20 protein-coding genes are annotated in these 20,721 nt (G+C 71.9%); 5 read left to right on the top strand and 15 right to left on the bottom strand.

Going from position 1 to position 20,721, the window contains the following annotated elements; all coding sequences use genetic code 11:
• The first annotated feature begins 238 nt into the window (after positions 1-238).
• From RR3_RS20295 to RR3_RS20305, 3 genes are all read left to right on the top strand, one after another.
• Entirely contained in the window at positions 239-1,546 is a 1,308-nt protein-coding gene (locus RR3_RS20295; protein WP_064065697.1) for a type I glutamate--ammonia ligase, read from the top strand.
• A gap of 97 nt (positions 1,547-1,643) precedes the next feature.
• Entirely contained in the window at positions 1,644-1,994 is a 351-nt protein-coding gene (locus RR3_RS20300; RefSeq protein WP_048773250.1) for a hypothetical protein, read from the top strand.
• Positions 1,995-2,098: 104 nt separating this feature from the next.
• A complete protein-coding gene (locus RR3_RS20305; RefSeq protein WP_064065696.1) occupies positions 2,099-2,935 on the top strand; it encodes a mycofactocin-coupled SDR family oxidoreductase in 837 nt (278 codons plus the stop codon).
• A gap of 63 nt (positions 2,936-2,998) precedes the next feature.
• Here the strand turns inward: RR3_RS20305 and RR3_RS20310 are convergent, their stop codons facing one another.
• Complete coding sequence (locus RR3_RS20310) at positions 2,999-3,760, bottom strand: SDR family NAD(P)-dependent oxidoreductase (protein ID WP_010596058.1); 762 nt, start codon at positions 3,758-3,760, stop codon at positions 2,999-3,001.
• A gap of 173 nt (positions 3,761-3,933) precedes the next feature.
• Between RR3_RS20310 and RR3_RS20315 the strand changes: the two genes are divergently transcribed.
• Entirely contained in the window at positions 3,934-4,710 is a 777-nt protein-coding gene (locus RR3_RS20315) for an SDR family oxidoreductase (protein WP_010596059.1), read from the top strand.
• 41 nt (positions 4,711-4,751) lie between these two features.
• On the opposite strand, the gene RR3_RS20320 is transcribed toward RR3_RS20315, so the two are convergent.
• The 10 genes from RR3_RS20320 to RR3_RS20365 form a co-directional block, all read right to left on the bottom strand.
• Positions 4,752-5,564: a MaoC/PaaZ C-terminal domain-containing protein gene (locus RR3_RS20320; protein WP_010596060.1), complete on the bottom strand. Its 813-nt coding sequence runs from the start codon at positions 5,562-5,564 to the stop codon at positions 4,752-4,754.
• Positions 5,565-5,581: 17 nt separating this feature from the next.
• A complete protein-coding gene (locus tag RR3_RS20325; RefSeq protein WP_059174959.1) occupies positions 5,582-6,757 on the bottom strand; it encodes a lipid-transfer protein in 1,176 nt (391 codons plus the stop codon).
• A complete protein-coding gene (locus tag RR3_RS20330; RefSeq protein WP_064065695.1) occupies positions 6,754-7,194 on the bottom strand; it encodes a MaoC family dehydratase in 441 nt (146 codons plus the stop codon). The genes RR3_RS20325 and RR3_RS20330 overlap by 4 nt, the downstream gene beginning before the upstream one ends.
• Positions 7,191-8,303: an acyl-CoA dehydrogenase family protein gene (locus RR3_RS20335; protein WP_017679882.1), complete on the bottom strand. Its 1,113-nt coding sequence runs from the start codon at positions 8,301-8,303 to the stop codon at positions 7,191-7,193. Before RR3_RS20335 ends, RR3_RS20330 begins: the two co-directional genes overlap by 4 nt.
• Positions 8,304-9,248 carry a bifunctional MaoC family dehydratase N-terminal/OB-fold nucleic acid binding domain-containing protein gene (locus RR3_RS20340; RefSeq protein WP_064065694.1) on the bottom strand — a complete coding sequence of 315 codons (945 nt, stop codon included), beginning with the start codon at positions 9,246-9,248 and terminating at the stop codon, positions 8,304-8,306.
• The gene (locus tag RR3_RS20345) at positions 9,245-10,411 is read right to left on the bottom strand and encodes an acyl-CoA dehydrogenase family protein (protein ID WP_064065693.1); all 1,167 of its coding nucleotides are present in this window, start codon (positions 10,409-10,411) and stop codon (positions 9,245-9,247) included. Before RR3_RS20345 ends, RR3_RS20340 begins: the two co-directional genes overlap by 4 nt.
• Before the next feature lie 99 nt (positions 10,412-10,510).
• Positions 10,511-11,395 carry an LLM class F420-dependent oxidoreductase gene (locus tag RR3_RS20350; RefSeq protein WP_040270158.1) on the bottom strand — a complete coding sequence of 295 codons (885 nt, stop codon included), beginning with the start codon at positions 11,393-11,395 and terminating at the stop codon, positions 10,511-10,513.
• A complete protein-coding gene (locus RR3_RS20355; protein ID WP_017679878.1) occupies positions 11,392-12,258 on the bottom strand; it encodes an SDR family NAD(P)-dependent oxidoreductase in 867 nt (288 codons plus the stop codon). Before RR3_RS20355 ends, RR3_RS20350 begins: the two co-directional genes overlap by 4 nt.
• Before the next feature lie 3 nt (positions 12,259-12,261).
• Entirely contained in the window at positions 12,262-13,959 is a 1,698-nt protein-coding gene (gene casI, locus RR3_RS20360) for a steroid-22-oyl-CoA synthetase (RefSeq protein ID WP_064065770.1), read from the bottom strand.
• 14 nt (positions 13,960-13,973) lie between these two features.
• On the bottom strand, positions 13,974-15,167 hold the full coding sequence (locus RR3_RS20365; protein WP_040270153.1) for an NADH:flavin oxidoreductase: 1,194 nt from the start codon (positions 15,165-15,167) through the stop codon (positions 13,974-13,976).
• Between the two features lie 217 nt (positions 15,168-15,384).
• Here RR3_RS20365 and casG point away from each other — a divergent pair, with 217 nt between their 5' ends.
• On the top strand, positions 15,385-17,049 hold the full coding sequence (gene casG, locus RR3_RS20370) for a steroid-24-oyl-CoA synthetase (RefSeq protein ID WP_064065692.1): 1,665 nt from the start codon (positions 15,385-15,387) through the stop codon (positions 17,047-17,049).
• Positions 17,050-17,117: 68 nt separating this feature from the next.
• Here casG and RR3_RS20375 read toward each other — a convergent pair whose 3' ends face one another.
• The 4 genes from RR3_RS20375 to RR3_RS20390 form a co-directional block, all read right to left on the bottom strand.
• Positions 17,118-18,272 carry a biosynthetic peptidoglycan transglycosylase gene (locus RR3_RS20375; protein WP_040270151.1) on the bottom strand — a complete coding sequence of 385 codons (1,155 nt, stop codon included), beginning with the start codon at positions 18,270-18,272 and terminating at the stop codon, positions 17,118-17,120.
• Between the two features lie 128 nt (positions 18,273-18,400).
• Positions 18,401-19,189: an SDR family NAD(P)-dependent oxidoreductase gene (locus tag RR3_RS20380; RefSeq protein ID WP_017679874.1), complete on the bottom strand. Its 789-nt coding sequence runs from the start codon at positions 19,187-19,189 to the stop codon at positions 18,401-18,403.
• Positions 19,190-19,199: 10 nt separating this feature from the next.
• Entirely contained in the window at positions 19,200-19,850 is a 651-nt protein-coding gene (locus RR3_RS20385; RefSeq protein ID WP_010596073.1) for a PaaI family thioesterase, read from the bottom strand.
• On the bottom strand, positions 19,847-20,719 hold the full coding sequence (locus tag RR3_RS20390) for a MaoC/PaaZ C-terminal domain-containing protein (RefSeq protein WP_017679873.1): 873 nt from the start codon (positions 20,717-20,719) through the stop codon (positions 19,847-19,849). Before RR3_RS20390 ends, RR3_RS20385 begins: the two co-directional genes overlap by 4 nt.
• Positions 20,720-20,721: the final 2 nt, after the last annotated feature.

The following is a 20,721-nucleotide window of genomic DNA, read 5'->3' on the forward strand; positions in this document are numbered from 1 at the left end:
GCGTCCCTCTCAGCGGACACCGCGCGGGCTCGGCGCTCGTCCGGACGGCGGACCCCGGCGACGGTGCGCGACGAAGAGGGCCGCCCTTCCACCGCGGGGCGACATCCACTGCGTCTCCGAGCACCGACCGCGACGGTCGTCGCCGGCGCTGTCCGGTGTCGGCGAAGACGGCCCCCGTGACCCGTCCCCCCTCTACTGTGTCCTCGGGACGGCCCACGGCGCGTGCGGGAGGTTTCCTGTGACGGAGGAACGGCTCGATACCGGGGCGGCGGATCGGATCGTCGGTTCGATCGTCGACTCGACCGGGATCTCGCGCGCCAAAGCTTTTCCCGCGCACATGCTTTCGTGGTTCGTCGAGGTCGGTGCGGGGGCGTCGCCGAGCTGGGCGGTGTTCTGCGTCGACGACCACCTGGCGTTCACACCGTCGCTGTCGGTGACGGGTGATCTGCGGCTGCGGATCGACCGCGACCGGCTCCGGCGTATCGGCGACGGGATCCGATGGGCTCCTGCCGGCCTGTACGACCAGGACGGGACACGGTCGTCGCTGTGCACCCGCGGGGTGCTCGAGCGCGTCGTCGACGCCCTCGCCGGGATCGGGGTGCAGGCCCGGATCGGGCACGAGGTGGAGTTCACGCTCGTCGGCGGGCACGACGAGTGGGCCGCGTACGGACTCGGCGCCGTCCTCGGGCAGGACGAGTTCGTCGCCGACCTGCTGCGTGCCGCCGCAGGCGCCGGACTGGGGATCGAGCAGATCCACGCCGAGGCGGGCGCGCAGCAGTTCGAACTGTCCCTGTCCCCCACCGACCCGGTCGGCTCGGCCGACGACCTCGTTCTCGCGCGCATCCTGATCGGTCGCACCGCGCGCGCCCACGGGATGCGCGCGTCGTTCTCGCCCGTGCCCGTCGCCGGCGGGTCGGGCAACGGCGCCCACGTCCACGTGTCCTTCACCCGGGACGGGCGGCCGCTGCTGTCCGGTGGCGCCGGCCCGCACGGGATGACGGACGCGGGCGGCAGCGTCGTCGCCGGCATCCTGCGCGCCCTCCCCGGCCTCGGCGCCGTCCTCACCGGGTCCGTGCTTTCGCACCTGCGGCTGCGGCCGGGCATGTGGGCGGGCGCCTGGTGCTGCTGGGGACTCGAGAACCGCGAGGCCGCGGTGCGGCTGTGCGCCCTCACGCCTGGGAATCCGCACGGCGCGCATCTCGAGGTCAAGCCGGTGGATCCGTCGGCGAACCCGTACCTCGCCTGCGCGGCGATCCTCGGGGCCGCGCACGCCGGCCTCGTCGGTGCACTGCCGCTGCCGGCGGAGGTCCCGGTCGATCCCGTCCGGCTGACCGACGCCGAACGCGCCGCGCTCGGGGTCGACCTCCTTCCCACGAGCCCCGACGACCTGCTCGCGGCCCTCGCCTCGTCGCGGCTCGCCGGTGACCTGTTCGGGCCGTCGCTGCGCGAGGCGCTGCTCGCGGTGAAGAGCTACGAGTACGGCGAGTACCGCGCGCGGCCACCCGCCGAACTCGCGGAGCGGTTCCGTTTCGCATGGACCACCTGAGGGCGTGGCGAATTTCACCGTAACGGGCGTGCCGGGTTTGTCGATCTACGGCCGTCGGCAACTGCGGACAGTCGACACCTGTGGAGAACGGACGACCATGCACAATCCCGAGTCGGTGGACCCTCTCGCGTCCACCCAGCCCATCGCCAAGGTGCTCGTCCCGGGCGAGCCGGCCGCGGCGCCGGCGTCGCACTCCGCGGCGCGGGTCCCGGCCTCCGGCGCCGAGGTCCGACGCGTCAAACGGCTCACCTACGGCGACGAGCCCCGCGGGCGCGCGTGGCGGCCGGATCTGTGGACGGTCGTCGGCGTGCTGGCCGTGCTGCTGGCGGTCGCGTTCGTCGTCGTCGCGGTACTCGTCTCGGGGAACCGGTCGCAACCGTCGTACCGGCCCGGTTACGCACCGTCGGGCATGGGCGCTGCGTCCGTGCCCGTCGCGGCCGTCGCGTGAGGACCCCCGACCTGCCCTCCTCCCGCTGAGCGGGATCGCCGGAGTGTCGCCGCCCTCCCGGGGCAGCAGCATCGACCTGCTGACCGAGTAGGAGGAGTGAATCGATGAGTGAATTCGAAGGCCGGGTCGCGCTGATCACGGGCGGGGCACGCGGGCAGGGACGCAGCCACGCGGTGGCGCTGGCCGAGCGCGGCGCCGACATCGTGCTGTGCGACCGGTGTGCCGACAGCCCGGTGGTGCCGTACCCGCTGGCCACCGAGGCCGACCTGGAGGAGACCGCGGAGGCGGTGCGCGCGACCGGGCGCCGGTGCCTCACCGCGAAGCTGGACACCGCGGACCGCCCGGCGATGGACGAACTCGTCGCGCGGGCGCACGCGGAGTTCGGCCGGATCGACATCGCGGTGGCGAACGCCGGAGTGTCGGTCGCCGCCCCGATCCAGTCGATGACCGAGGCACAGTGGGCCGAGGCGATCGGATCGAACCTGACCGGGGTGTTCAACACGGTCGGGTCGGTGGCACCCGGCATGGTGGAGCGCGGGTACGGCCGGATCGTGACGATCTCGTCGATGCTCGGGCGCGCGGGCAACACCAACATGGCGGCGTACAGCGCGTCGAAGTGGGGCGTGATCGGCCTGACCAAGAGCGCCGCGCTGGATCTGGCTCCGCACGGGATCACGGTGAACGCGATCGCCCCCGGGAACATCTCGACGCCGATGATCCACAACGACTTCCTCTACGGCCTGATGCGCCCGGACCTCGAGCACCCCGGCGCCGACGACGTGGCGCCGGTCTTCCAGAGCCTGCACGCACAGCCGGTGCCGTGGCTCGATCCCGAGGAGATCACCCGCGTGGTGCTGTTCTTCGCCGCCGAGGCGAGCACCCACATCAGCGGCACCGTGCTGCCGGTCGACGCCGGCAACGCGGGCCGGGTAACCGGATAGGCGCCTCCGGCGCGGGTGCGTCCTTTGGGCGGCCAGGGCAGCCCAAAGGACGCACCGGGGGCGTCAGCCCCAGCGGGACTGACCGCCGTCGAGGGGGATGGTCGCGCCGGTGAGGTAGCCGGCGTCCTCGCCGACGAGGAAGACGACGGCCCGGCCGATGTCGGTCTCGGGGTCGCCGATGCGACGCAGGGGGATTCCGGCGCGGAACTCCTCGGCCTCCTCGGGGTTGCGTTCCATCCACCGCTCGAGTCCCGGCGACAGGGCGTGGGGGGCGATGGCGTTGACGCGGATGCCGTCGACGCCCCACTCGCACGCCGCGGCACGGGTCAGCGACCGCATGCCCTCCTTGATCGATCCGTAGACGCCGTAGTTGCTCGCGTCCCACCGGACCGCCGCCGAGGTGACGAGGTTGACGATCGATCCACCCCCGCGTTCCTTCATCACCGGGTAGCAGGCCCGCATGAGCCGCAGCGTCGCGAGCGGTCCGGTGGCGAAGGACCGCTCGAACTCGTCGTCGGTGAACGACAGCAGCGGTCCGGGCCGGCAGTCGTTGGCGTTGTTGACCAGGATGTCCACGCCGCCGAAGTGCTCGACGGTGCGCTGGACCGCCGCGTCGACGTCGTCGGGGTTGCTGACGTCGCAGCGCACGGCGAGTGCCTTGCCGCCGAGCTCCTCGATCGCCTCGGCCGTCGAGATCACCTTGGATTCGGTGCGGCCCGCCGCCGCGATCCGCACGCCCTCCTTGGCGAGGGCGAGGGCGATGCCCCGGCCGATCCCCTGCCCCGCGCCCGTGATGAGCGCGACCTTGCCGTCCAGCTTGCTCATGTGTCCTGCTCCGGTTCTCTCGCCACTTCGGAAGTCCTGGTGCGTCCCAGGCTCCCCGTCCACTATCCTTGACCAAGCACTTGCTTGTCTATGTCGGTTTCCACCGTCGCCCGCGAAAAGCGTCGGACGGCAAGCAGTCTCGAACCGCTCCGAACTCGCAGAAAGGTAGCCACGTGCACCTTCCCAATCCTGCCGACCACACCGGGCGCGCCGTGATCGTCACCGGCGGCACCAAGGGCATCGGCTTCGTCGTCGCCGAGCACTTCCTCGCCGCCGGCGCCGACGTCCTGGTCTGCGCCCGCAACGAACCCGAGACGCTGCCCGCGGTCGACGGCCGCAGCGCCGCGTTCCGGGCCGTCGACGTGCGCAACCCGGCCGACGTGGCCGGCCTCGTCGACGACACCGTCGCCCGGTTCGGCCGGCTCGACGTGCTCGTCAACAACGCCGGCGGGTCGCCGGACGCCGACGCCGCCACCGTCTCCCCGCGCTTCGTGGAGAAGATCGTCGCACTGAACCTGCTCGCCCCGTTCTACGCCGCGCAGGCCGCCAACCGGGTGATGCAGGAACAGCCCGAGGGCGGCGCGATCGTCAACATCGGCAGCGTCTCGGCGCACGACCCGCAGCCCGGCACCGCCGCCTACACCGCCGCCAAGGCCGGCCTGCTGGGCCTGACGAAGGCTCTCGCCCTCGAATGGGCCCCGAAGGTGCGCGTCAACCACATCACCACCGGCCTGATCCGCACCGAGGCCGCCGCGTCGGTGTACGGCGACGACGGCGGCGCCGCCGTGACCCGGACCCTGCCGATGGAGCGGATGGCGGTCCCGTCGGACATCGCCCGGGCCTGCCTGTTCCTCGGCAGCGACCTGGCGGCCTACGTCAACGGCGCCGACCTCGCCGTCCACGGCGGCGGCGAGTTCCCGGCCCGGTACATGGCCCTGCACGGGAAGTGACCGCGCGGATCGGTGCCCGGATGCCGGGCACCGATCCCACGTCACGCGAACGACGCCCGCGCCCCCGAGATCACGGCCCGTCCGTCCCCGACCACCTCGAACGCCACGTCGTCGCGTCCACCCCAGGCCCGCAACTCGGCGACGTCGCCGGGGAACACCGGCGCCGCGAAGCGGCCCTGCAGCGCGGTGAGATCCGCCGGATGCGCACCGACGAGCCGCGCCAGCGGCAACGTCGCCGCCGCGAGCGTGCACAGCCCGTGCATGATCGGACGCGGTTGCCCGATCCGCGCGGCCGCCTCCGGGTCGATGTGGATGTGGTGCCGGTCGCCGGTGAGCCGGTAGAGCGCGGCCTGGTTGGCGGCGGTGACCAGAGGCGCGGTCAGCTCCGGCTCGCCCTGCGGGGCCGCCGGCTTCGACGGGCCGCGCTCGCCGCCGAACCCACCCGCGCCGGGCGCGAAGATCGACCAGGTCGCGACGAAGTACTCGCACTCGACCCGGACCTCGAACACGGCCGCGGCGCCCTTGTCCCACACCTCACCCACCGACGCCCGCAGCTCCACCTCGCCGCGGCGCGGCAGCGGAGCCAGCACGGTCAGCTCCTGCGAGCCGTGCAGCGCGGTGCCGGTGTCGAACGCGCCCCGCGAGCCCAGCTCGTCCGGCGCCCACTGGGCGAGGGTCAGCGCGAACGTCGGCAGCACCCGCAGCCGGTCCTCGAGCACCAGGTCCAGGTCGGTGGCCGGCTGGGCGCCGACGGCGAGCGCGTACAGGATCGCGTCGCGCTCGTCGTAACTCACCGTGCGGGTGCCCAGGTCGGCGCCGCGCCACGCACCGGCCTTCTGCTCCACTGCCGTCATGTCGTGTCCTTCCGGGTTCAGGCCGCGCCGAGGATCAGGCCGGAGGTGGGAACCGCGGTTCCCGCCGTCACCAGCACGTTCTCGACGCCGTCGGGTTGGTTGGTGGAGGTACCGCGCAGCAGGCGCACCGCCTCGGCGATGCCGTTGACGCCGTGCAGATACGCCTCGCCGACCTGCCCGCCGTGGGTGTTGGACGGCAACCGGCCGCCGAGCTCGAGATTGCCCTCGCGGATGAAGTCCTTCGCCTCGCCGGGGCGGCAGAAGCCGAGTTCCTCTAGCTGCGGCAGCACCAGCGGGGTGAAGTGGTCGTAGAGGATCGCGGCGTCGATCTCGTCCGGGCTCAGGCCGCTCTGCGCGTAGAGCTGGCGGCCGACCAGACCCATCTCCGGGATGCCGGAGATGTCCGGACGGTAGTAGCTGGTCATCATGTGCTGGTCCTTGCCGGAGCCCTGCGCGGCGCCCTTGACCAGGACCGGTGTGTGCCGCAGGTCCCGGGCCCGCTCGGCGGAGACGACGACGAGCGCCTGCCCGCCGTCGGTTTCCTGGCAGCAGTCGAGCAGGTGCAGCGGCTCGGCGATCCACCGCGAGTTCTGGTGGTCCTCGAGCGTGATGGGCTTGCCGTAGAACCACGCCGCGGGGTTGTTCGCGGCGTGCTTGCGGGCGACGACGGCGACCCGGCCGAAATCCTCGCTCGTGGCACCGTACTGGTGCATGTACCGGCGGGCGAACATCGCGACCCACTGGGCGGGAGTCGCCAGTCCCTGCGGGGTCAGCCACGCGTAGGCCGCGCGGTCGGCGGTCGAATCCATCGGCCGGTCGTGCTGGCCGAGACCGAACCGGACCCCGGAACGTTCGTTGAACGCACGGTAGACCACGACGACCTCGGCGACGCCCGTCGCGACGGCCATCGCGGCCTGCTGCACGGTCGCGCAGGCCGCCCCGCCGCCGTACCCGATGCGGGAGAAGAACTTCAGTTCCCCGAGTCCGCAGTTGCGGGCGACGAGGATCTCGCCGTTGGTCTCCATCGTGTAGGTGGCCAGGCCGTCGACCTCGGACGGGTCGATGCCGGCGTCGGCCAGCGCCGCGACGATCGCCTCGCACGCGAGCTGCAGCTCGGAGCGGCCGGACCTCTTGGAGAACTCGGTGGCGCCGATGCCGACGATCGCGGCGGCACCGGAGAGCGGGGTGGTCATCGGGTTCCTCCCGGCCGGTCGGTGAAGGCGATCGTGACGGTGCCGGTGGCATGGTCGCCGAGGCTGTTGGCGCCGCGGACGCGGACCTCGACGAGCCCGTCGGACTTGCCGACCACCTCACCGGTCATCGTCATGGTGTCGCCGGGGTAGTTCGGTGCGCCCAGGCGGATCTTCACCCGCCGCACCACGGCGCACGGACCGGCCCAGTCCGTGACGAACCGGCCCACCAGGCCGTTGCTGGTGAGGATGTTCATGAACACGTCCTTCGATCCGCGCTCGCGGGCGAGTTCGGGATCGTGGTGGACGTCCTGGAAGTCGCGGGTCGCGAGGGCGGTCGCGACGATCAGGGTGCGGGTGAGCGGGATCGCGAGTTCGGGCAGCACCTCGTCGATCTCGATGTCGTCGTAGCTGCGGTCCGTGGACACGGTGGCGGTCATGCCACCACCTCGACCCCGGCGGCGAGCTGGGCACCGAGCCGCGCCAGATCCGACGCGGAGCCACCGAGCGTGGCACCGATCTGCTTGCCCCACAACAGGTGCCGATGCACCGGATAGTCGGTGTCGACGCCCATTCCGCCGTGCACGTGCGTCGTGCGGTGCACGACGCGCTGACCGCCGTCGGTGGCCCACCACTTGGCGACGAGCACCGACGTGCCCGGGTCCGCGCCCTCGGTGAGCAGCCAGGCCGCCTGCCACAGCGTCACCCGCATGGCCTCGAGGTCGATGTAGCAGTCGGCGAGCTGATGGCCCACCGCCTGGAACGTCGCAAGCGGACGCCCGAACTGCATGCGTCCGTTGAGGTAGGTGACGGCCTGCTCGACCGCCCCGGCACCGACACCGAGCTGCAGGGCGGCGAGCGCGAGCTCGACGCGGTCGAGCAACCACTGCACCGCGGTGCCGTCGGCGGGGCCGAGCAGCTCGGCGGGCGCCGCGTCGAACGTGACGTTGCCGCAGATCTCCCACGTGGTGGACTGCGTCTGCTCCACGGTGACACCGTCACCGGCGAGGTCGACGACGAACAGCGCGGCACCGGCCGGCGTCGTCGCCGACACGATCGCGCGCTCCGCGACGTGGGTGACCGGGACGGCGGCCTTGGCGCCGGTCAGGTGCCACCCGCCGCCGGTCTCGGTCGCGGTGGTCGCCGGAGCGCCGTCGACGTACGGGCCGAACTCCTCGAGCCCGATCGTCAGGAACCGGCTGCCGTCGGCGACGCCGGGAACCAGCGCGGTGCGCTGCGCGTCGGTGCCGAACTCGACCACCGCCAGGGCGGCGAGCACGGACTGCCAGATCGGGACGGGCGCCACGTGCCGGCCCTGCTGCTCGAGCAGCACGTACAGCTCCGACAATCCGAGACCGCCGCCGCCGAGCTCCTCGGGCAGGGCGACGCCGAGCAGACCGGTGGTGGCGAGTTCGCGCCACAGCTCCCGGTCGACGCGCTCGTCGCCGAGCTCGACCTGCTTGACCCGGTCGATGCCGGCCTTGCCGGTGAAGACCTCGTGGGCGAGGCCGCGAATCGCTTCCTGCTCTTCGCTGAAGTTGAAATCCATCTACGAGTCCTCCCGTGCGGCCGGCCGGAACGCGGGCAGCGTCAAATCCGGGTCGGCGTCGATCCAGTCCAGTTCCACCGGCATGCCGATCTCCACCGCGTCCGGCGCGACACCGGTCATGTTCGCGATCAGGCGGGTGCCCTCCTCGAGTTCGATCGTCGCCACGACGAGCGGGTACTCGAAGCCGGGAATCTGCGGGTGGTGGTTGACCACGAAGCTGTAGACGGTGCCGCGGCCCGACGCGTCGACGGTGTCCCAGTCGAGCGAGCGGCACTGCCCGCACATCGGTCCCGTCGGGTGCCGCAGGGTGCCGCACGACGTGCAGCGCTGGATCACCAGCCGGTGCTCCTTCGCCGCCTCGAACCAGAAGGCGTTGTCGGCGTTGAGCGCCGGGCGCGGACGCAGCCCCTTCGGCTTCGCCTGCGCCGTATCCTTCGGCCGGAAACGGAGGGTGCGCCACCGCTGGGTGGCGACGACCTCGCCGGCGCCGTTGCGGTACGTCTTGAGCGTGGTCACGAAGTGCCCGGCACCGAGCCCGGTCCTCTTCTCCTCCGAGATCGACTCGATCACCTCGGTGAGCGAGACCCGGTCGCCGGGGCGCAGCTCGGTGAAGAACTCGAAGTCCGAGTCGGTGGCGACGACGGAGGTGAACCCGGCGGCGTCCAGGGTGGCGATCAGGTCGGTCCACACCTGCGACGGGTCGTTGTTCGCCATCTTGTCGGTGAAGGTGCGCATCGTCCACACCTGCGTCATGAGCGCGGGGGCGACGGCACCGTCACGGCCGGTGGCGCGGGCGGCCTCGTCGTCGAGGTAGATCGGGCTGGTGTCGCCCATCGTCTCGACCCAGTGCCGGATCATCGGGGTGTTGACCTCGTCCGGCCCCCACGTGGTGGGGGTCAGGGTCTGCCCCTCGAACGCCCGCAGCGTGGTCAGCAGTTCGCTCACTTGACCCTCTTCTCCCGCACGAGGCCCAGGCCCATGGTGCCGACCATGTCGCGCAGGACCTCGTTGACGCCGCCGCCGAACGTGTTGACCATGCCCTGCCGGGAGATCTGCTCGATCTGACCGGCCAGCACCGCGCCCGGCGATTCGGGACGGATGCGACCGGCCGCGCCGAGGATGCCCAGCAGCGTCCGGTACACGTCGACGTGGGTCTCGGTGCCGTACACCTTGGTGGCACCGGCGTCCGCGCCCGAGAGGGTGTCGGCCGCGACGGCGGCGGTCATCTTCCAGTTCAGCAGCCGCATCGCCTCGAGCTTCGCGTGCGTGCGGGCAAATTCCTGCTGCACCCAGGGAATTTCGATGGCGCCGTTCTCCTTCGCCCAGTCCAGCACCTGATGCCACAGCCCGTAGGTGCGGCCGCCGATCGCGGCCAGGCCGATGCGCTCGTGGTTGAGCTGGGCGGTGATCAGCGGCCAGCCGCCGTTGATCTCCCCGACCACGTCCCGGACGGGGACGCGGATGCCGCTGTAGTAGGTGGCGGTGACCGACAGGCCGCCGACGGTGTGGATCGGCGACCACGAGAACCCGGGCGCGTCGGTCGGCACCATGAGGATCGAGATCCCGCGGTGCTTGGGGGCGTCGGCGTCGGTGCGGCACGCCAGCCACACGTAGTCGGCCGTGTTGGCGCCCGAGGTGAAGATCTTGTTGCCGTCGACCACCCACTCGTCGCCGTCGCGCACCGCGCGGGTCTTCAGCGACGCCAGGTCGGTGCCGGCCTCCGACTCGGTGTAGCCGATGGCGAAGACGATGTCGCCGGAGAGGATGCCGGGCAGGAAGCGGTCCTTCTGCTCCTGCGTGCCGTACTTCATCAGGGTCGGGCCGACCGTGTTGACGGTGACGAACGGGAACGGCAGGCCCGCGCGCTGCACCTCGTCGAAGAAGACGAACTGCTCCTCGATGGACCGGCCCTGCCCGCCGTACTCCGTGGGCCAGCCGATCCCCAGCCAGCCGTCCTTGCCGAGCAGCGTGACGACCTCGCGGAAGTGCTCGCCCCCCACTCCCTGCTCACCGGCGCGGCGACGCTTGTCCTCCGGCAGCAGCGACGCGAAGTAGGCGCGCAGCTCCCTCCTGAGCGCGACCTGCTCCGGGGATTCCTTCAGATCCATCGCGAATTCTCCTAGCGACCGAATGTCGTTGTGACCTCGGACGCTAGTCAGCGTGGCCGCCGAGCGGGCGAACCGTCTCGACCAGCGGGAACCGCCCGGTCAGACCCGGCCGAGGCGTTCGGCACAGGCGGCCATCTCGTCGACGACCCGGTTCAGCGTCCCGGCCTTCGGCGACGCCGACAGCACCATCCGCGTCGCCCCGAGGGCGCGGGCCCGGTCGATGCGGGCCTCGTCGAGCCGCGGCAGCGTCGCCCCGAGCACCAGTTCCACGGCGCCGGGATCGCGGCCGGCCGCCTCGGCGGCGCGGCGCATCTGCCCGATCGCCCGATCGAGATCCTCCCCGGCCAGGCCGAGCGGCTGGAATCCGTCGCCGAGCCGGCCGGCCCGCCGCGCGGCGGCCGCGCTGTGCCCGCCGATGTACAGCGGCACGCCGCTCTCGCGGTGCGGCTTCGGCCAGCTGTGGGCGCCGCGGAAGGAGTAGAACTCGCCGTCGAAGTCCGCTCCCGCCGGGTCGGTGCCGGCCCACAGGGCGCGCATCACCGCGATCGCCTCGTCGGCGATCTTCCCGCGCCGGTCGAAGTCGCCGCCGCACGCCTCGATCTCCTCCCGCATCCAGCCCAGCCCCAGGCAGATCCGGACGCGGCCGCGGGAGAGCCGGTCGAGGGTGGCCAGGCGCTTGGCCAGCACCACCGGATGGTGGTTGGGCAGCACCAGCACGCCCGTGGCGAGACCGAGGTCGGTGGTGGCACCGGCGACGAACGACAGCAGCTCGAGCGGGTCGGGCAGGTCGCAGTCGTCGGGCAGGTGGGACTTGCCGGTCGGCGAGTACGGATACGCGCTGCCGGTGTTCGCGATCACCACGGAGTGCTCGACGGCGGAGATCTCGTCGAACCCCAGTTTCTCCGCGGCACGCGCGAATTCGAGGATCCACTCGGGGTCCCCGCTGTGTCCCAGCTCGATCGGCACCACCACACCCAGCTTCACGTACGTCCGTCCTCTCGTGCCGCCGCTCCCCGAGCGGTCGTCTCCTCGATCAGTTTCGGCGCCCACACCACCTTGCCGAGCAGCCGGTCCGCCTCGGGCGCGGTCGCCAGCCACACCGCGGCGGCGGCGGGCACCGTCGCCGGCACGGCCTCGAATCCGGCGTCCTCGACGGCGCGCGTGCCGCCCCGGGCCCGGCCGGCCTCGGTGACGACGAACCCGGGGCTGAGGTTGAACGCCCGGATCCCGCGGCCCCGGTACTCGGCGTTGATCATCCCGGCGATCCGGGCGAACGCGGCCTTCGACGCGGCGTACGACAGGCCCCAACCGCCCTCCCCGGGTGGGGCGGGCGGGTCGATCGCCGCCGACCCGGACACCAGATCGATCACCACACCGCTGCCGCGGTCGAGCATCGCCGGCAGCACCGTCTGCATCAACGCCACCTGGTGCAGGTAGTTGCCGTCGATCATGGCGGCGGCGTCGGCGAGGTCGATGTCGAGCAGCCGGTCCATGTTCCCCGCGGTCTGCGCGTACGCGTTGGCGACCAGCACGTCGACCCGGCCCCACGCGTCCAGGACGCGCCGGCCCGCGCCGCGCACCGATTCGACGTCGAGCAGGTCCATCGGGACGGGCAGCGCCCGCACTCCCAGTGCCTCGATCTCCGCGGTGGTGGTCTCGAGGCTGCCGGGCACGGCGATGGGTTCGTCGCCGTCGCGGCGGCTGCGGGGCGGCACGGCGCCCTGGCCCTCGCGGACCGTGCGGGCGGTGACGGCGACGTCGAAGCCCGCCCGGGCGAACGCGAGGGCGGTCTCGCGTCCGATGCCGCGGCTGGCGCCCGTGACGAGGGCGACGCGGGTGCCGGGCATCGACTACACGCTCAGCAGCCGCTGCCGGCCGTGTGCGGCGAATTCCTCGTCCAGGGCGGCCTTGTCGGCCTCGCTCATCGCGGTGTACTCCGGCGCGCCGCGTCCCACCCACCGGTACACGGGCTCGGTGGTGTGCCAGCGCTGCGCCTGCAGCTCGCGCTTGAGGACCTTGTTCGAGCCGGTCACCGGCAGGTTCGTCGACACCCGCACGAACCGGGGAATCGCCTTCGACCCGAGATCGGCTTGGCCGGTGAGGAATTCGGCGAGCTCGGCCGGGTCGAAGTCGGTGAGCGAGGCGACCTCGATCGCCGCCATCACCTGATCGCCCGACCGCGGGTCCGGCACCGCGTAGACACCGGTGGTCACGACCTTCGGGTGCCGGCGCAGGACCCGCTCGATCATCAGCGCCGAGGTGTTCTCGCCGTCGACCCGGATCCAGTCGCCCTTGCGGCCCGCGAAGTAGATGAAGCCGGCCTCGTCGACGTAGCCGAGGTCGCCGGTCCAGTACCACCCGTTGCGGATCCGCTCGGCGTCGGCGACGTCGTTCTTGTAGTAGCCCTCGAAGGCGCGGGCGCCCTCCTTGTTGATCATCTCGCCGATCGCCTCGTCCGGGTTGAGCACCCGGCCGTGCTCGTCGAGCACCGCGCGGGCACACTCGGCGAACGTGTCGGGATGCACCACCGCGATCCCGGCGTGCGCGGGCCGGCCGAGCGCGCCCTCCGGCGCCGCCGGATCGAGCCGGACCGAACCGGCGCCCTCGCTCGAGCCGTACCCCTCGAACAGCACCGCGCCGAACCGGCGCACGAACTCGGCCTTGTCCTCCGGCGAGGCCTCGGTGCCGAAGCCCCGCTCGAGCCGGTTGTCGGCGTCGTCGGGCTGTTCGGGGGTGGCCATCAGGTAGGCCAGGGCCTTGCCGACGTAGGTGAAGAACGTCGCGCCGAAGAACTTCACGTCGGGCAGGAACCCGGACGCGGAGAACTTGCGGGTCAGGCACACCGTCGCACCGTTGGCCAGGGCCGGCGCCCACAGCGCCATCAGCGCGTTGCCGTGGAACAGCGGCATGCAGCAGTAGTCCACGTCGTCGCGGTGGTGCCCGTACTTGGCGGTGTTGGCGTACGCGAGCCGCGACAACCGGCCCTGGGAGCACTTGACGGCCTTGGACCGGCCGGTGGTGCCGGAGGTGAACAGCAGCAGGAACAGGCTGTCCTCGTCGACGCCGTCGGCGATCGCCGGTTCCACCCGCTCGAGGCGGGCCGCGTAGCCGGGATCGTCGATCAGCAGGAAGCGGTCCTCGCCGAGGCCCAGGTCGAGGCCGCGCAGCTTCGCCATCCCGGCGGTGTCGGTGACGATGAGCTGGCAGTCCACGTACCTGATCTCGGCCTCGAGTTCCGCCGCGCCGCGCGTGGGATTGATGCCGACGACCGTCGCGCCCACCAGCGCGGCCCCGCCGAGCCAGAACAGGAAGTCCGGGACGTTGTCGAGGAGGATCCCGATGTGGAACGGGCCGTCGCCGCGCAGCGACCGCGCGAGAGCGCCACGCGCGGCGCTCTCGCGCACCACGGCGTCCCACGTCCAGTCCTGCTCCCGGGTCCGCAGGCCGAGCCGGTCGTCGCCGACGCGGTCGAGCAGCATCTCGGCGATGGTGGCGCGCTGCACGCCCGCTTCCGTCGCGGCGGTGCCGGGGTTCACGGTGCTCGTCATCGTCGCGGCTCCCTTCACGCCGTCCGGAGCACGCAGTGGGTGCCCCCGTAGATGGCGGTCATGCACTTGTTGCAGTGGTTGCACAGCGACGCGGTGGCCGCGTCCTCCTGCATGCGGTTGACGAGGTCCGGGTCGCGCAGCAGCGCCCGCGCGGCGGCGACGAACTGGAAGCCCTCGGCCATCGCCTCGTCGATGATCGCCCGGTTGGTGATGCCGCCGAGCAGCACCAGCGGCATCTTCAGCTGCGACCGGAACTGCTTGGCGTCCTCGAGCAGGTAGCCGTCGCGGTAGGGGTATTCACGCAGGAAGTGCTTGCCCACCAACTGGATTCCCAGCTTCGTCGGCTGCGGCATCACGGCGGCGAAGTCGCGCAGCGGCGCGTCGCCCTTGAACAGGTACATCGGGTTGAGCAGCGAGCTGCCGGCGGTCAGCTCGAGGGCGTCGAGCGAGCCGTCGGCCTCGAGCCACTTGGCGACCTGGATCGACTCGTCGAGCCAGAAGCCGCCGGGCACGCCGTCGTCCATGTTGAGCTTGGCGAGGATCGCGATCTTGTCGCCGACGGCGTCGCGGACGGCGCGGGCGGCCTCCCGCGCGAAGCGGGCGCGGTTCTCCAGCGACCCGCCGTACTCGTCCTTGCGCTTGTTGATCTTCGGGCTCAGGAACGAGCTGATGAGGTAGTTGTGCCCGAAGTGGATCTCGACGGCGTCGAAGCCGGCCTCGACGGCGCGGCGCGCGGCCTCGGCGTGGCCCTCGGTGATGCGGGCGATGTCCGCCTTGGTGGCGGGCTTGCTGAAGTTCTGGGTCGTCATGCGGAAGGCGCGGCTCGGCCCGAGGGCCGGGGTGCCGAGGTACTTCGCAGCGGCGACCGGACCGGCGTGGCCGATCTGCGCGGAGACCGCGGCGCCCTCGTTGTGGATCGCGTCGGTGAGCTTGCGCATGCCGGGCCGGGTCTCGTCGGTCCACTGCAGCTGACCGGGGGCGGTGCGGCCGTCGGGTGCGACGGCGCAGTAGGCGACCGTCGTCATGCCGACGCCGCCGGCGGCGGGCCGGCGGTGGAACTCGATGAGCTCGTCGGTGACGAGCCCCTTCGGGGTCAGGCCCTCGAACGTGGCCGCCTTGATCACCCGGTTGCGCAGGGTCAGCGGGCCGAGCTTCGCGGGGGCGAAGGGATCGATCCTTGTCGTCGGGGTATCGAGAAATGTGGACATGCGGTTGCTCCTCCGGCAGCGATTCTGCGCCGAACGTAGCCCCGGCTGTCGGGTGGATCACGGTGAGTCCCGCTCAGTGGTAACCACTACCGCACCCACGGCCCGACGTGAGAAATTGCAGTGGCACGCCTCACACGCGGCCGCGGCCAGGGTGAGGTCACAGGTCTATCGCCGCAGGTGACACGGTATTCACGTGACACGAAGGAAAGGTCCCCGCATGACTGCGTCCGCAGATCCCCGGCTGTACCTCGACGAGGTCGTCTCCCGCCTGACCGGCCCGGGTGGCCGGTTCGAGATCGTCGAGGAAGAGGTGCTCGGCGCCTCGATGCCGGTGATGAAGAACCGCGGCAAGGCCGTGGGCGAGCTGCTCGCCGACTCCCTGCGCTGGGGGGACCGCGACTACCTCGTCACCGCCGACCGCCGGCTCTCCTTCGCCGAGCACGCCGCCGCCGCCTACTCCCTCGCCCGGGCGCTGCGCAGCGACTACGGCGTCGAGAAGGGCGATCGCGTCGCGATCCTGGCCGCGAACACCCCGGAGTGGGTGATCGCGTTCTGGGCGAGCCAGACGCTCGGCGCGATCACCGTCGGGCTCAACGGCTGGTGGGTGCCGCGGGAGATCGAGTACGGCCTCGAGCACAGCCGGCCGAAGGTCCTCGTCGTCGACGCCAAGCGCGCCGAGGCCCTCGCGGACGTCGACACCACCGGGATCACGGTCCTGACGATGGAGGAGGACCTGCCCCGGCTGATCGCGCAGTACCCCGGCGCCGAGCCGCCGCGCGTCGACATCGACGAGGACGACCCGTCGGTCATCCTCTACACCAGCGGCACCAGCGGCCGGCCCAAGGGCGCGCTGCACTCGCACCGCAACCTGCTGGCGGTCGTCGACTACCACCGGTTCAGCGATGCCCTGCTCGCGGCGTTCACCGGCCGGACCTACAGCGACGACGTCCCCAGCGACCTGCGGTACCTGCTCACCTCGCCGCTGTTCCACATCGCGAGCCTGCACAACCTGGTGATCCCGCGGCTGGCGACGGGCAGCGCGGTGATCATGCACCAGGGTTCGTTCGACGTGGACAAGGTGCTGAGCCTGATCGAACGCGAACGCGTCACCAACTGGGGCGCGGTGCCGACGATGGCGTCGCGGCTGCTCGAGCACGACAACCTCGACAAGTACGACCTGTCGTCGCTGACGGCGTTCGCACTCGCGTCGGCACCGTCGTCGATCGCATTCAAGGACCGGCTGCGCGAGAAGGTGCCCTTCGCGCGCGACGCCCTCGTCGACAGCTACGGGCTCACCGAGTGCAGCACCGCCATCGCGGTCGCCAACTCGCAGGACATCGAGGCGTTCCCCGGCACCCTGGGCCGGCCGATCATCACGGTGAGCCTCGAGATCCGCGATCCGTTCGGCGAATGGCTGCCGGACGGGGTCGAAGGCGAGGTGTGCGTGCGCAGCCCGTTCGTCATGCTCGGCTACTGGGAGGACGAGGAGGCCACGGCCGCGGTGATCACCCCGGACCGGTGGCTGCGCACCGGTGACTACGGCGTCATCGAGAACGGCCGGCTGCGCCTGACGGGCCGTCGCTCCGACCTGATCCTGCGCGGCGGCGAGAACGTCTACCCCACCGAGATCGAGCAGACCCTCGACGAGCACCCGGCCGTGCGCGAGTGCGCCGTGATCGGCGTCCCGCACCCCGACCTCGGTCAGGAGGTGGCGGCGGTCGTCGTCCTCGCCGAGGGGGCGAGCGTGACGGAGGAGGAGCTGCGCGAGTACGCGGCCGAGCGTCTGTCGTACTTCAAGGTTCCCACCCGCTGGCGGATCACCTCCGACCTGCTGCCCCGCAACGCGACGGGCAAGACGGTGCGTCGCGAGGTCAGCATCTAGTTGCGCGGGGCGGTGCTTCTTGCGCGCGTTCTCACGCGCGCGAGAAGCACCGCCGGTCGCGGATGCGGCTACTGCGACCGGGACACGAACCCGGGGTCCTCGACCGCCAGACGCTGACGCACCGGCTCGGGCATCGTCGAGCACGAATCCGCGCTGGGCCGGTCGTCGGCGTGGTCGGCGGCCGAATCCTCGATGCCCACCGACGCGACGATGTTCTCCCAGCCGCCCCACCCGGCGAAGCGGGCGGGCAGATCGACGTTGGCGGCACCGTTGATGTGGAACGCAGCGCTCGGATACGGCGCGTCCGGTGGCGTGGCGACGCCCCCGCCGGGCAGGCGCACGACGTCCTCCGGATTGGGCAGCATGCCCGCGAGCTGCATCGCGTGGTACTGGTACATCTCCCAGGGCGCGGTGTCGAAGTAGTACCAGCTGGCCGCGCACACCCCGTACAGGTCGGGACCGAACTGCGCGTAGTTCAGGTACAGCTCCATGATGCGGGCGTCGGGCAGGGTGCTGCTCAACAGGATCGACGGCACCGTCTCGACGGCCTTGCGGATCGCGCTCTGGTCGGGGGTGAAGAACATGTTCTTCGCGAGCTGCTGCGGGATCGTCGAGTACGTCTGCTGCGGCTCACCCGTCAGGTGGGCGCGGGCGCGGTCGGCGTAGTCGCCCCAGTGGAACGCCTGCGCACGAAGACCCATCTGGTCGTCCTCGTGGGCGATCACCGAGGCGACGATGTAGCGGCTGACGTGGTCGAGCGAGACGTACTGGTAGGTGACCGGGCCGTCGTCGATGCGCATGAACCGCGACGACGCCGGCGTCCACACCCGCAGCGACGCGGTGGCCGTCAGCGCGATCAGCACGAGCGCCGCGACCGCTGCGCCGGCCCGCTTCGCCCGCGTCGGCCACGGATTGCGGGGCGGCTGCGCCGGCAGCGGGGGCGGCCCGGGCCGGGCGACGGGCGGCCACGGCGGCTCGGGGCGACGCACTCCCGCGTACTCGGGTTCGCGACGAGGCTGCGGCTCGGACCGGCGGGGCCACTGCACCGCGGGGCGACGCAGGCGGGACCCCTGCCCCGCGGGACGACGCAGCCGGCGCAGCTTCGGGCCGCGGTCCTGCGGTTCCCGGCGCACCGGCACCTCGGGGGCCGCCGCCCAGGCGCGGAGGCGGGCGGCGACACACCGGGTGCACCGGCCGTCGACCCGCCGCTCGAACGGACCCACGATCCGCCCGCACGCTGCGCACCTGCCCGGCCTCATCGTTGTACACGCCTCCCGCTGGTCACCGACACGACCTCTTCATCTTCGTCGCCGACGGTCACGGGCCGGTCTCGGGGGTCGGGACCGGATGCTCAGTCCACCCGCGGCGCCCACTGGACGCCGTTGATGTGCGCGCCGCCGTCGACGAACAAGGTGTTGCCGGTGAGGTAGCGCGCACCGTCGCTCGCGAGGAACACCGCGACGGGTCCGATGTCGTCGAGCGAGTCACCGATGCGGCCCATCGGGTTGGCCTGCGCCGACGCCGCCGCCATCTGCGGGTCAGTCTCGGCCACCCGCCGGAACGCCTCGCTCTGCGCGCCGGGGCAGATCACGTTGCAGCAGATCTGCTTCGGCGCCCATTCCCGCGCCGCGGTGCGGGTGAGGGTGCGCAGCGCCTCCTTGGCGGCGTTGTACTGCACGGAGTACATGTGCGCGTTGACGCCGTTGAGCGAACACAGGTTGATCACCCGGCCGGTGCCGTGGCGCTCGAGTTCCGGGAGGGCCCGCTGCATCGCCCAGAACGCCGCCATCACGGCCGTGTCGAACCCGGCACGCAGCTGCTCGTCGGTCATGTTCTCGAACCGGGCGTACCCGGAGCCGCGCCAGGCGTTGTTGACGAGGACGTCGAGACGGCCGAACCGTTCGACCGCGGCGTCGACCGCCGCGTGGACCTGGGCCTTGTCGGTGACGTCGGTGCGCACGAAGTGGGCGCGCGCACCCCACTCGTCGCGCAGCCACCGGGCGGTGGCATCGCCGGCCTGCTCGTCGATCTCGGCGACGACGACGTCCGCGCCCTCCCGCGCGTACGCCGCGGCGATGCCGCGCCCGATGCCCATGCCGGCGCCGGTGATCAGCGCGACACGACCGTCGAGTGCTCCCATGCGGATTCTCCTATCGGGGACGCGGAACCGTCTTGTCGATGAACAGTCCCTCCACCGAGACGCACAGCTGTCCGTCGGCCGTCGTGATGCTGCCGACGGTGCGGATCTTGCGGCCGTCGACGGAGACGAGCCGGCCGGTGACGACGAGCGGCTCGAACAGCGGCGTGGGCCGGTGGTAGTTCGTCTCGAGCTTCGCCGTCATCCCGGACTTGCCGCCCCAGGCGTTGGCGACGCCGAGCACATGGTCGAGGATGAGCGCGGACACCCCGCCGTGGACGCACCCGGGCGGACCCTGGTACGGCATCGTCAGCGTGACCGTGCCCTGCACCGAGCCGTCCTCGAGGCCCTCGAGGACCAGGGGCGGGGCGATGGCGTTCTCGGGGCCGGTGACCGGGTCGTGCCGGGTGACGCCCTCACCGTTCCACATGTCGATCAGTCGTTCGGCGACCTCCGGGGCGTGTTCCTCGAGGTGGTCGGCGATGCTGTTCAGTTCCTCCGCGACCCGGTCGAGGTTGGCGTTGCCGCGGTCGGTGCGCAGCATGGCGTCGACGACGCGGCGCGCGGCGGCGGTCGCCCGGTCCACCGGCGCGTCCTGCGGCGCCGAGGTCAGCACCGTGCCGTGGGCGTGGGTGGCGGCGGTGGGATGGGTTCCGACCTTCACGGACGCACCTCCATGACGGCGTGGGTGAGGACGGGGGCGCCGTCGCGCTCCGGGCAGGTCGCCAGCAACGTCAGCCGGTCGCCGTCGTGCCAGACGGCGGTCTCGATGGTCTCGCCCGGGAACAGCGAGCCGGCGAACCGCACCGAGTAGCTCTGCACCCGTGCCGGATCGCCGTCGAGCAGGCCGTCGACGACGGCCTTGCACACGATCCCGTAGGAGGCCAGACCGTGCAGGATGGGCCGGTCGAAACCGGCGGCCTGCGCGAACGCGGGCTCGGCGTGCAGCGGGTTCATGTCGCCGCTGAGCCGGTACAGCAGGGCCTGCCGCGTGCCGGTGGGCGAGACGAGGACGGTGTCGGCGTCGCGGTCGGGCACCGTGTGCGGCGTCTCCGGGCCGGGTTCGCCGCCGAAGCCGCCCTCGCCGCGGGCCCAGATCTGCATGCCGGTGGTCCACAGCGGCGCACCTTCCGGGGTGGTCGCCGCCTGTTCGAGCACGATGACGGCGGCCTTGCCCTTGTCCCACACGTGCGCCACGCGCGACGAGATGTGCGCCGTCCCGGAGGCGGGGATGGGGGCGTGCAGCTGCAGCGACTGCCCGCCGTGCAGGATGCGGCGCAGGTCGATGTCGATGCCGGGCAGGTTCATGCCGGCCGGTTTCAGCGCGCCGGCCGAGATGCCCTGGCCGGCCACCATCGCGAACGTCGGCAGCACCCGCAGGTCCTTCTCGTACACCCAGCGCAGCTCGGCCGGGTCGAGTCCGTCGCCGCCGGCGCCGAGCCCGAGGTGGTACAGCATGACGTCGCGGTCGGTCCAGACCGCTTCGCGCACAGTGGGTTCGGCGGACAGTGCGGTCTTCGGGTCGATGGGCACGG

The organism is Rhodococcus ruber NBRC 15591 (genome assembly GCF_001894945.1).
Classification (GTDB): domain Bacteria; phylum Actinomycetota; class Actinomycetes; order Mycobacteriales; family Mycobacteriaceae; genus Rhodococcus; species Rhodococcus ruber.

What these genes read in the sequence shown, in the direction of transcription:
- RR3_RS20345 (WP_064065693.1), bottom strand. Translation starts at nt 10,411, where the DNA reads ATGGATCTGAAGGAATCCCCGGAGCAGGTCGCGCTCAGGAGGGAGCTG.
- RR3_RS20300 (WP_048773250.1), top strand. Translation starts at nt 1,644, where the DNA reads ATGCACAATCCCGAGTCGGTGGACCCTCTCGCGTCCACCCAGCCCATC.
- casI (WP_064065770.1), bottom strand. Translation starts at nt 13,959, where the DNA reads ATGACGAGCACCGTGAACCCCGGCACCGCCGCGACGGAAGCGGGCGTG.
- RR3_RS20330 (WP_064065695.1), bottom strand. Translation starts at nt 7,194, where the DNA reads ATGACCGCCACCGTGTCCACGGACCGCAGCTACGACGACATCGAGATC.
- RR3_RS20380 (WP_017679874.1), bottom strand. Translation starts at nt 19,189, where the DNA reads ATGGGAGCACTCGACGGTCGTGTCGCGCTGATCACCGGCGCCGGCATG.
- RR3_RS20335 (WP_017679882.1), bottom strand. Translation starts at nt 8,303, where the DNA reads ATGGATTTCAACTTCAGCGAAGAGCAGGAAGCGATTCGCGGCCTCGCC.
- RR3_RS20325 (WP_059174959.1), bottom strand. Translation starts at nt 6,757, where the DNA reads ATGACCACCCCGCTCTCCGGTGCCGCCGCGATCGTCGGCATCGGCGCC.
- RR3_RS20310 (WP_010596058.1), bottom strand. Translation starts at nt 3,760, where the DNA reads ATGAGCAAGCTGGACGGCAAGGTCGCGCTCATCACGGGCGCGGGGCAG.
- casG (WP_064065692.1), top strand. Translation starts at nt 15,385, where the DNA reads ATGACTGCGTCCGCAGATCCCCGGCTGTACCTCGACGAGGTCGTCTCC.
- RR3_RS20320 (WP_010596060.1), bottom strand. Translation starts at nt 5,564, where the DNA reads ATGACGGCAGTGGAGCAGAAGGCCGGTGCGTGGCGCGGCGCCGACCTG.
- RR3_RS20305 (WP_064065696.1), top strand. Translation starts at nt 2,099, where the DNA reads ATGAGTGAATTCGAAGGCCGGGTCGCGCTGATCACGGGCGGGGCACGC.
- RR3_RS20355 (WP_017679878.1), bottom strand. Translation starts at nt 12,258, where the DNA reads ATGCCCGGCACCCGCGTCGCCCTCGTCACGGGCGCCAGCCGCGGCATC.
- RR3_RS20365 (WP_040270153.1), bottom strand. Translation starts at nt 15,167, where the DNA reads ATGTCCACATTTCTCGATACCCCGACGACAAGGATCGATCCCTTCGCC.